A 10,850-nucleotide genomic window follows, 5' to 3' on the forward strand; every position below is an offset into this window, starting at 1 on the left:
TCCGACTGCAAGAGTGATGACGCATTAGTCATGCGTTCTTTGCGGGCAGTTCCCGATAAAGATCCACAAATCCCCCCAGGGAGCTCGCTCGTGGCAGCCCTTGCACGGTGGTGCGTTCAGCATCGCCTCGTCGCCGTTCTGCTCTGGCTTCTGGCCTTCGGCGGCGTCACCGCCGCCGCTGCCGTGACGGGCTCCGCGTACTCCAACGACTACGAGGTCCCCGGCACCGAGTCGGGCCACGCGACGCAGCTCCTGAACAAGGGCTTCCCCGGCCTCGGCGGCGACAGCGACACGATCGTCTGGCACACCGGCTCGGGCACCGTGCGCTCGGCCGACGTCGAACAGACCATGACCCAGACCCTCGACAAGGTCGAGAAGCTGCCCGGAGTGGCCTCGGTCGACAGCCCGTACAGCCACCAGGGTTCGGGCCGGACCGACGCGGCGGGGCGGATCAGCCAGGACGGCCGGACGGCGTACGCGACCGTCACCTTCGCCGACCGGGCCGAGAACCTCGACAAGGGCGAGGTCCAGGCCGTCGTCAGCACCGCGAAGGCCGCCGAGGCCAAGGGGCTCGACGTCGAGCTGGGCGGCACCGCCATCGCTCTGACGAAGCCCTCCGGCGGGCACACCGCCGAGATCGTCGGCGTGGCCGTGGCCGCCGTGGTCCTCTTCCTCGCCTTCGGCTCGCTCGCCGCCTCCATGCTGCCCATCGCCACCGCCCTGATCGGCGTCGGCACGGCGTACTTCGGCATCGAGCTCCTCGGGCACGCCATGACCGTCGCCGACTTCGCCCCCATGCTCGGCATGCTGGTCGGCCTCGGCGTCGGGATCGACTACGCGCTGTTCATCGTGACCAGACACCGGCGTGGCCTCAAACGCGGGCTGTCGGTGGCCGAGGCGGCGCAGAACGCCGTGGCCACCACCGGCCGCGCGGTCGTCTTCGCCGGGGCCACCGTCTGCATCGCCCTGCTCGGCATGCTCATCCTGCGGCTCAGCTTCCTCAACGGCGTGGCGATCGCCGCCTCCCTGACCGTCGTCCTCACCGTCGCGGCCTCCGTGACCCTGCTGCCCGCGCTGCTGTCGTTCATCGGACCGCGCGCGCTCAGCCGCCGCGAGCGCCGGCGGCTCGAGGAGCACGGTCCCGAGCCCGAGATGGCCACCGGGTTCGCCGCCCGCTGGTCCGCCTTCGTGGAGCGCCACCCCAAGCTGCTCGGCGTCGTCGCCGTCGTCGTCATGGCCGTGCTCGCCCTCCCCACGTTCTCCCTCCACCTGGGCACCTCCGACCAGGGCAACGACCCGAAGGGCACGACGACCCGGCAGGCCTACGACCGGATCTCGGAGGGCTTCGGACCCGGCCTGAACGGACCCCTGACCCTCGTCACCAAGGTCGGCGGCGCCGAGGACAGGCTCGCCCTGGACAACCTGGACACCACTCTGCGGTCCACCCAGGGTGTCGCCTCGGCGACCCCGGTGACGTACGACAGCTCCGGCGACACCGCCTTCCTCACCGTCGTCCCGGACTCCGCCCCGCAGTCCCAGAAGACCAGCGACCTCGTCGACCGGCTGCGCACCGAGGTGCTGCCGCGCGCCGAGTCGGGCACCGGTCTCGACGTACAGGTCGGCGGTGTGACGGCGAGCTACGACGACTTCGCCGGTGTCATCATCGGCAAGCTCCCGCTCTTCGTCGGCGTGGTGATCAGCCTCGGCTGTGTCCTGCTGCTGCTCGCGTTCCGTTCCATCGGCATCCCGCTCAAGGCGGCGGTCATGAACATCGCCGCCGTCGCCGCCGCCTTCGGGGTCGTCGTCGCGATCTTCCAGTGGGGCTGGGGGAGCGAACTGCTCGGCCTCGGCCGCGCCGGCCCGATCGAGCCGTTCCTGCCCGTGATCATGGTGTCGGTGCTCTTCGGGCTCTCCATGGACTACCAGGTCTTCCTGGTCAGCCGGATGTACGAGGAGTGGCTGGAGACCGGTGACAACCGGCGCGCCGTCCGGGTCGGCCTCGCCGAGACCAGCCGCGTGATCAACTCCGCCGCCGTCATCATGATCTCGGTCTTCCTCGCCTTCGTGCTCAGCGGGGACCGCGTCATCGCGATGTTCGGCATCGCCCTCGCCTCGGCCGTCGCCCTGGACGCCTTCGTCCTGCGCACGCTCCTGGTCCCCGCCCTCATGCACCTGCTCGGCGACGCCAACTGGTGGCTGCCCCGCGCACTCGACAAGAGGCTGCCGCGCATCAGCATCGAGCCGCCCGAGTGCCGGGCCGCGCATGAGAGGCTGGCCGAGGCCACGGACGCCGAGGCGGCCGACGTACTGGGCCGCGCGGCGGCGGACGCCGGAGCCGTGGACGCAAAGGCGCGGGACGCCGGGGCGACCGACTCCGGGGCGACGGATGTGACGACGAAGGAGCGGTGACGGGATGTACGCCATATCCCTGGGCGACGACGGAGCGGAGCTGCGGCCCCTGGAGCCCTGGCACGCCGAGGAGTTCCTCGCACACCTGGACCGCGGACGCGAGTTCATCGGGCGGTTCATCCCCTTCGGCGCCCGGTCCACGGACGTGCCGTCCGCGCGGGCGCAGCTCCAGAGGTACGCCGACATGCGCGCCGCCGGCACGGGGTCCCTGCACGGCCTCTGGCTGGACGGGAAGCTCGTCGGCGGTGTCCTCTTCCTGAACTTCGACGCCGATCAGGGCAACTGCGAGGTCGGCTGCTGGCTGGAACCCGCCGCCTCCGGACGCGGTCTGGTGACCCGCGCGATGCGGATCCTCGTCGACTGGGCCGTCGAGGAGCGCGGGATCAACCGGGTGGAGTGGGTCGCCGCGGCGGGCAACGTCCCGAGCCTGAACGTGGCCCGCCGCCTCGGCATGAGGCGGGACGGCGTGCTGCGCCAGAAGCACCTCCACCACGGCGTGCGGCACGACGTGGAGGTGTGGTCCGTGCTCGCCCCCGAGTGGCGTGCCGCCCGCGGGGACACGGCCCGCGACGATCATTAAGGAACCTCTCAGACAGCGTCCGTACGGTGCGCGCATGGGAACCAAGACAGTTGACGAGACCGGGGCCGAGACCGGTACCGAGGCGAAGCGCGACGAGCGGACCGTGGACGTCACCGAGGCCGGCCCGGCCGCGGTGACCGGCGAGGAGACCGCGACCGAGGAGCGGGACGAGGCCGTCGAGGACCTCGACGGGCAGGGCGAGCGGGACGAGAACCCCGTCGGCGCCGAGGGACGGGACGCCGGTGTCGGCCAGGGGGCCGCGGCCGTCGTGTCCGCCGGGCTCGGCGTGGTGTCGCTGACCGGCAGTTGGGTCGCCACCGTGGCCGCCGCCCGCGAGACCCTGGTCGGCCAGCTCCGTACCTCCTCCACCGCGAGCGTCGCCGCGCAGGTCAAGGCGGTCTACGGCGACGCCTGGGCGACTACCGCGCTGATCGGCGGCCTGTTCGCCCTGGCCGCGCTGATCGTCGGCGTCTTCGTGCTGGTCCGGCCCGCGTTCGGCGCCCCCGGCAGGCCGCAGGCCGCCTGGATCAAGTCCGTCGCCTGGGCGGGCGTGTCGCTCGGCGTCGTCGGGCTGGTGCTCGCGGTCGCCAAGTACTCGGACGTCCTCCTCGGACTGCCGTCCACCAGCTGACCCCACCCCGGAAACCGGGACGACTCTGAGGGGCCTTAGGGCCGGCGCCGGAAAACGGCCGCCGCCCTAAGGCCCTTCGCGTTCCCAAGATGCGGAACTCTCCCGATGTGAGGCACCCCCCTGGGAGACGAAGGTTGAGGCATCGCCGAAGGGCGAGACCGAAACCGACTCTCCACCAGGGGTACGAGATGTTCGAGTACGAGCTGCACCGCATGCGGTCCGAGGAACTGATCCGCCAGGCCCGGAGCCACCGGCTCGCCAGGGAGGCCGTGTCCGGCCGCCGGGCCGCGCGCCGCGCCGCCCGCAGGACCGCACAGGAAGACGCCGAGGAACGGGCCCATGGCGGCCGTCCCCGTCGGCACCGGTTCGCCCGCACCGCGTGAGCGCCGGGGCACCCGTGGAGGGCCGGACACCGTCCGGCCCTCCACGGGGTGCGGGGGACGCCGCTCCCAAGGCGGTCGTCCGCCTCCCACCCGCCACGCTCCGGACGGCCGAGGAGGGCAGCCGGACGGCGGGCGGAACCGAGGGACGCACGGACGCCGTCGACCGGCTCGCCGGCGGCGGAGGCCGGGACGGCAGGCGTAGCGGCGGCCGGGAGGGCAGGCGTAGCGGGGTTCTGGCGGTCGGGCCGGTGCCGCCCGTCGTCCCGATAAGCGCTGCCGCCCCGCCGGACGCCTGTGCCATGCTCGGGCCCGTGGAGACCAGGTCCGTCAGCCCGGTGTTCGTCGGACGCGCCGACGAACTGGAGGTGTTGCGCGACGCGCTCACCCGCGCCGCCGCGGGCGGCGCCTCCGAGGCGCCCGGCACCGGGGGAGAGCCCCAGGCGTTCCTGCTCGGCGGCGAGGCCGGCGTCGGCAAGACCCGCTTCCTGGAGGAGTTCGCCGCGACCGCCACCCGCGAGGGTGCCGTCGTGGCCTGCGGCGGCTGCGTCGAGATCGGCGCCGACTGCCTGCCCTTCGCCCCCTTCTCCACCGCCCTGCGCGCCCTGCGCCGCACCCTGCCCGACGAGTTCGCCGCCGCGGCCGCCGGACAGGAGGAGGAACTCGCCCGTCTGCTCCCCGAACTCGCGCAGACCAGCAGGGGCAGGCAGTACGAGGAGGACGGCACGGCCCGCCTCTTCGAGCTCACCGCCCGCCTGCTGGAACGGGTCGCCGCGGACCGCACGGTCGTGCTCGTGCTGGAGGACCTGCACTGGGCCGACGCCTCGACCCGCCATCTGCTCGCCTACCTCTTCCGCACGCTGCGCGCCGGCCGCCTCGTCGTGATCGCCACCTACCGCGCCGACGACATCCACCGCCGCCACCCGCTGCGCCCCCTGCTCGCCGAGCTCGACCGGCTCCGTACCGTCCGCCGCATCGAACTGGGCCGCTTCAACCGGGCCGAGGTCGGCCGCCAGATCGCCGGCATCCTCGCCCGCGAACCCGACACCGCCCAGGCCGACGAGATCTTCGCCCGCTCCGACGGCAACGCGTTCTTCGTCGAGGAACTGGCCGTCGCCGCACGCGAGGGCTGTCCCACCGGACTCACGGACACCCTGCGCGACCTGCTCCTCGTCCGCGTCGAAGGGCTGCCCGAGAGCGCCCAGCGCGTCGCCCGGACCGTCGCCGAGGGCGGCAGCACCGTCGAGTACTCCCTGCTCGCCGCCGTGGCCCTGCTCGCCGAGGACGACCTCATCGAGGCCCTGCGCGCCTGCGTCGGCGCCAACATCCTCATCGCGACGCCCGGCGGCGACGGCTACCGCTTCCGCCACTCCCTGGTGCGCGAGGCCGTCAGCGACGATCTGCTGCCCGGCGAGCGCTCCCGGTTCAACCGCCGCTACGCCGAGGCCCTTGAGGCCGACCCGGCGCTCGTGCCGGCCGACGAGCGCGTGACCCGGCTGGCCAGCTACTGGTACCACGCCCATGACGCCGCCAAGGCCCTGCCCGCCGTCCTCGACGCCTCGGTCGAGGCCCGCCGCCGGCACGCCCACGCCGAGCAACTGCGGCTCCTGGAACGGGCGATGGAGCTCTGGGAGGCGGTCCCCGACACCGTAAGGGCCGGACTGCGCCCCATCGACTACGTGGAGGCATACCCGCCCCCGCCGCCGCAGGAGTGCGGGCAGGACCCGGACGGCCGCGACTCCGCGGCCAAGCCCCTGCGTTACCTCGACCTGATGGCCGAGGCCGCCGTCGCGGGCCGGCTGTGCGGGGAACGCGAACGCGCCCTGAGGACGACCAAGCGGGCGCTGCACCTCCTTCAGGACGAGGGCGACCCGCTGCGCGCCGCCTGGTTCTGGGTCCAGCGGTCCCGGCTCGTCCAGGCCCAGGTCCGCGGCGACGGCTGGAAGGAACTCGCCACCGCCCAGGACCTGGTGCGCGGTCTGCCGCCCTCCGAGGTGCACGCCGAGGTCCTGTCGATGGTCGCCGCCTGGTGCATGGTGCACCAGCCGGGCCACGGTGCCCTGTCCGCGGCCGAACGGGCCGTGGAGTACGCGCGGATGGTGGGCGCCAGGGACACCGAGCTGAACGCCCGGCTCACCCTCGGCGGCCTGATGGTCGACGCGGGACAGATCGAGGACGGGCTCGCGGAGATGTACCGGGTCAGGGAGCGGGCCAACCGCCAGGGCGCCGCGTACGTCGTGGGCAGGCTGCACATCAATCTGCCCTCCCATCTGGAGTCCGTCGGCCGCTCCCGCGAGGCCGTCGCCATCCTCCGCGAGGGCATCGAACTCGCGCTCCGCAACGGCCTGTTGGACACCCAGGCCTGGGTCTGGGGCAATCTCTCCGAATCGCTGTACGCGCTCGGCCGCTGGGACGAGGCGGCCGAGGCCGCCCGCAGCGCCCTGGCCATCGGACTCGGCGGCAAGGCCTCGGGCGTGGGCGCCTCCCGTCTCGCGTTCGTCGCCCTGGCCCGCGGCGACCTCATCGAGGCCGGACGTCAACTGGCCGCTGCCCGAGGCCACTTCGGCACCCATGACCCGATGCCCCAGCACTCCCTGCCGCTGCTGTGCGCCACCGTCTCCATCGCCGCGGGCGAGGGCCGCTTCCTCGACGCGCGCGCGGCGCTGGAGGAAGCCCTGGCCGCGGGCTTCCCGCCCGGCACCCAGCGCTACGCCTGGCCCCTGCTGCTGGCCGCCGTCACCGCCGAGGCCGACGCCCGCGGACTGCCCGTCGCCGTCCCGGGCCGCGCCCCGACCATGGCACGCATCCGGGCGGCCGCGAGGAACCTGGCCACCGGAGCGCCCGTCTGGCTGGCCCACGCCGAATGGCTGCGCGCCGAACTCCGCCGGGCCGACGGGGCGGGCGGCCCGGAGCAGTGGTCCGAGGTGGTCGAGGCCCTCGAACCGCTGGAGCGCCCCTACGACCTCGCCCGGGTCAGGCTCCGGCTGGCCGAGGCGCTGCTGCTCTCGGGCGCGGACGACGAAAGGCGCGCCCGCGCCGCCGAACTCCTGAGGCTGGCGGGTGCCGCGGCCGGGCACCTCGGCGCCCGTCCGCTCGCCGAGGCCGTCGCCCTGCTCGCCCAGCGGGCCCGACTCACCCTGGAGCACGCCCCGGCCCGGTCCCGTACCGCCCCCGCCGACCCCGCGGCCGCGTTCGGTCTGACCAGCCGCGAGCGCGATGTCCTGCGTCTGGTCGCCGCGGGCCGCAGCAACCGCCAGATCGCCGGGGAACTGTTCATCTCGCCGAAGACGGCCAGCGTCCACGTCTCGAACATCCTGGCCAAGCTGGACGTCTCGGGACGGGGGGAGGCGGCGGCCCTGGCCCACAGGCTGCGGCTCTTCCCGGACGGCGAGGACCGCCCGGACGCCACGATCACCCCGGGCGGCCCGTCCGCCAGGGCGGCGGGCTGAGAGCCCGCCCCTCCGTCCTGCCCGCCCCTCCGTCCCTCTACGTCACCTTCAGCTCCAGGATCCGGTCGTCGCCCTTCACCGGGCTGCCGCGGCCGTCGGTGTTGCTCGTGGTCAGCCAGAGCCTGTCGCCGCCCGCGGAGACGACCGTGCGGAGCCGGCCGTGCGTGTCCGTCAGGAAGGCCTCGGGAGCCGCGGACGCCTTGGTGCCGTCCAACGGGATGCGCCACAGCCGCCGCCCCTTGAGCGCCGCCATCCATATGGATCCCTGGGCGTACGCGATCCCGCTGGGGGAGGCCTCGTCGGTGTGCCACTGGACCACGGGATCGTGGTACTTGGGGTTGTGGCCGATGCCCTCCACCACGGGCCAGCCGTAGTCGTCGCCGGGCTTGATCTGGTTCAGCTCGTCCCAGGTGTCCTGGCCGAACTCCGAGGCCCACAGCCGCTGTCGGTCGTCCCAGGCGAGACCCTGGACGTTGCGGTGGCCGTACGAGTACACCACCGAGTCGGGGAACGGATTGCCCGGCGCGGGCTCGCCCTCCGGCGTCATGCGCAGGATCTTCCCGCCGAACGACTTCGTGTCCTGGGCCAGCCCCCGGTCACCCGTTTCGCCCGTGCCCGCGTACAGCATCCTGTCGGGCCCGAAGGCGATCCGGCCGCCGTTGTGGATCACTCCCTTGGGGATGCCCCTGAAGATCGTGTCCGGCGCGCCCAGTTGCTCGCCGGACGGCTTCCGCCCGTCGTAGAGCATGCGGACGATGCGGTTGTCGGAGGCCGTCGTCAGATACGCGTAGATCAGGTGGTCGGAGGCGTAGTCCGGCGAGAGCGCCAGGCCCAGGAGACCGCCCTCGCCCGCGGGGGCCACCCCGGGAACGTCCCCGAGCAGCGTCTTGCGGCCGGTCTTCTCGTCGATCCGGGTGATCGTCCCCTTGTCCCGCGAGGCCACCAGCAGGCCGTCCCCGGGCAGCGGCGCCAGGCCCCAGGGGGTGTTGAGGTCCTCGGTGACGGTGCGCAGGACCTTCACCGAGCCCTTCGCCGGCGGCGTCTGCCGGGCAGAGGCGCTCGGGGCGGACGACGCGTGCGACGACGACGTGCTCCCCGTACCGGCGGAGGTGTCCGGACCCGCCGGGCCCGGACCGCCGGAGGAGCATCCGGCCGTCAGCAGAAGCGCGCTCGCAGCCAACACGACTGTCACTGTTCGGACTTGCACCATCAGTGTCCCTTCGAAGCGGCGGTCCTCCTGTTCATACACCGCTCGCGTTCCACGGGTTCCCGGTCCCGGGCACGAGATCCGCGCCCGGATCCGGAAGCGCTGCTCAGTCCCAGGATCCCAGGGCCCCCGGCAGCCGCGCCACCTCGGAGAGATCCTCGGCCGTCAGCCGCAGCCCGGCCGCCCCCGCGTTCTCGGTGACCCAGCGCTCCCGCTTGGCCCCCGGCACCGGGACCACGTGCGGCCCCTGCGCCAGCACCCACGCCAGCGCCACCTGCGCGGGCGTGACCGGAAGGTCACCGCCCCCGTGCCGACGCGCGACCCGCCGCAGACCGACGACTATGGGCTGGTTCGCGGCCATCATCTCGGCGGTGAAGCGAGGATGCCGGGCCCGCGGATCGTCGGGCTCGAAGCCCTCGCCCGGGGTCAGCGTGCCGGTCAGGAAGCCGTTGCCGAGCGGCATCGCTGCCAGGAACCCGACGCCGCGGGCCACGCACCACGGCAGCAGCGCCTCCAGCGCCTCCGTCGACCACACCGACAGCTCGGCCTGCACGGTGCTCACCGGGAAGACCTGCTGCACCCGCTCCAGCAGGCGGATCGTTCCGTCGTGCGGCCGCGCGTCCGTCCGGCGGCCGGACCCGGCACCCACCGCGCACAGCCCGAGCGAGCGGACCTTTCCGGCCGCGACCAGCTCGGCCATCGCGCCCCAGGTCTCCTCGACCGGCACTTCCGGGTCGGCGCGGTGCAACTGGTAGAGGTCGATCACATCCGTCTGGAGCCGGCGCAGCGAGGCGTCGCACGCCCGTCTCACATAGCCGGGGCGGCCGTTGGCCACCAGGTGCTGATCACCCACCAGCAGGCCGACCTTGGTCGACACGAAGGCCTCGGAGCGCCGCTCCCTCAGGACGCGCCCGAGCAGCAGCTCATTGGTGAAGGGCCCGTACATGTCGGCCGTGTCGAGCAGCGTCGACCCCCGGTCCAGTGCCGCGTTCACCGCGCGCAGCGACTCCTCGCCGCGCTGTTGCGACCCGGTGTAGGCCCAGTTCATCGGCATGCATCCGAGTCCGACCGCCCCCACATCGAGCGCCGCGGCCCCGATCGTTCTGCGCTCCACCTGGCCGTGATCCTCCTTCTGCCGGCCCCCAACCTAACCTCTGCGCGCATGAGCGCCTGGCATAACCTCCTGACCATGACTTCCGATGTCTGGCTCCCCTTCCACGCGGACGAGATCGACGGACTGCCCGAGGGCCCCGACTACCGCTTCTGGGACGGGGGCGAGGAGTTCCCCGCGGATCCCGCCGACTGCGCGTTCTACGTCGTGCCGTACATGAAGCCCCCCGCCGTCTCCCTGCGGCCGATGGCCGAAATGACGTCGCTCCGGGTGGTGCAGACGCTCTCCGCCGGCGTCGACCACGTCCTGCCGGGCGTCACGTCCCTTCCGCCCGGGGTGGTGTTGTGCAACGCCCGCGGGGTGCACGAGGCGAGCACCGCGGAACTCACCCTCGCCCTGGTCCTCGCCTCGCTGCGCGGGATCCCCGACTTCGTGCGCGGCCAGGACAGGCAGGCGTGGCGCTCGGGCTTCCGCCCCTCGCTCGCCGACAGGTCCGTGCTCATCGTGGGATACGGGTCGATCGGGTCCGCCATCGAGGACAGGCTCACGCCGTTCGAGCTCGCGCGGGTCGAGCGCGTCGCACGCTCCGCCCGTGCCACGGCGCGCGGTCCCGTGCGCCCCCTCACCGAACTGCCGTCCCTGCTGCCCGAGTTCGACGTCGTCATCCTGTCCGTGCCGCTCACCGACAGCACCCACGGCCTGGTGGACGCCGGCTTCCTGTCGCGGATGAGGGACGGCGCGCTCCTGGTGAACGTGGCCCGCGGCCCCGTCGTCGACACGGACGCGCTGCTCGCCGAGCTGGGGAGCGGGCGCATCACCGCGGCCCTCGACGTCACCGACCCCGAACCGCTGCCCCCGGGCCACCCGTTGTGGCACGCGCCCGGCCTGCTCCTCAGCCCCCACGTCGGGGGACCGACCTCGGCGTTCCGGCCGCGCGCCACCCGGCTCCTCGCGGATCAGCTGACCCGTTTCGTGAACCGGGAGCCGCTGCGCAACGTGGTCCTTACCACCGGCACCTGAGCGGCCGCCGCCCGCCCCGCGTCCCCTCGGACACCCTCCGCAGTCCTCCGGATGCGGGCCGTG

8 protein-coding genes are annotated in these 10,850 nt (G+C 73.3%); 6 read left to right on the plus strand and 2 right to left on the minus strand.

Annotated elements, in window-relative coordinates:
• Nucleotides 1-90: 90 nt before the first annotated feature.
• From WJM95_RS23335 to WJM95_RS23355, 5 genes are all read left to right on the plus strand, one after another.
• Nucleotides 91-2,409 carry an MMPL family transporter gene (locus WJM95_RS23335; RefSeq protein WP_339131757.1) on the plus strand — a complete coding sequence of 773 codons (2,319 nt, stop codon included), beginning with the start codon at nucleotides 91-93 and terminating at the stop codon, nucleotides 2,407-2,409.
• Nucleotides 2,410-2,413: 4 nt separating this feature from the next.
• On the plus strand, nucleotides 2,414-2,989 hold the full coding sequence (locus tag WJM95_RS23340) for a GNAT family protein (RefSeq protein ID WP_339131758.1): 576 nt from the start codon (nucleotides 2,414-2,416) through the stop codon (nucleotides 2,987-2,989).
• 34 nt (nucleotides 2,990-3,023) lie between these two features.
• A complete protein-coding gene (locus WJM95_RS23345) occupies nucleotides 3,024-3,620 on the plus strand; it encodes a hypothetical protein (protein ID WP_339131759.1) in 597 nt (198 codons plus the stop codon).
• A 188-nt stretch (nucleotides 3,621-3,808) separates the two neighbouring features.
• Nucleotides 3,809-4,003 carry a hypothetical protein gene (locus WJM95_RS23350; RefSeq protein WP_339131760.1) on the plus strand — a complete coding sequence of 65 codons (195 nt, stop codon included), beginning with the start codon at nucleotides 3,809-3,811 and terminating at the stop codon, nucleotides 4,001-4,003.
• A 299-nt stretch (nucleotides 4,004-4,302) separates the two neighbouring features.
• Nucleotides 4,303-7,449, plus strand: a complete 3,147-nt coding sequence (locus WJM95_RS23355; RefSeq protein WP_339131761.1) for an AAA family ATPase — start codon at nucleotides 4,303-4,305, stop codon at nucleotides 7,447-7,449.
• A 37-nt stretch (nucleotides 7,450-7,486) separates the two neighbouring features.
• Here WJM95_RS23355 and WJM95_RS23360 read toward each other — a convergent pair whose 3' ends face one another.
• On the minus strand, nucleotides 7,487-8,659 hold the full coding sequence (locus WJM95_RS23360) for a PQQ-dependent sugar dehydrogenase (protein WP_339131762.1): 1,173 nt from the start codon (nucleotides 8,657-8,659) through the stop codon (nucleotides 7,487-7,489).
• A gap of 103 nt (nucleotides 8,660-8,762) precedes the next feature.
• Entirely contained in the window at nucleotides 8,763-9,770 is a 1,008-nt protein-coding gene (locus WJM95_RS23365) for an aldo/keto reductase (RefSeq protein WP_339131763.1), read from the minus strand.
• Nucleotides 9,771-9,845: 75 nt separating this feature from the next.
• On the opposite strand from WJM95_RS23365, the gene WJM95_RS23370 reads away from it, so the two are divergent.
• On the plus strand, nucleotides 9,846-10,787 hold the full coding sequence (locus WJM95_RS23370; RefSeq protein WP_339131764.1) for a 2-hydroxyacid dehydrogenase: 942 nt from the start codon (nucleotides 9,846-9,848) through the stop codon (nucleotides 10,785-10,787).
• Nucleotides 10,788-10,850: the final 63 nt, after the last annotated feature.

The sequence above is a fragment of the Streptomyces sp. f51 genome, assembly GCF_037940415.1.
GTDB lineage: Bacteria > Actinomycetota > Actinomycetes > Streptomycetales > Streptomycetaceae > Streptomyces.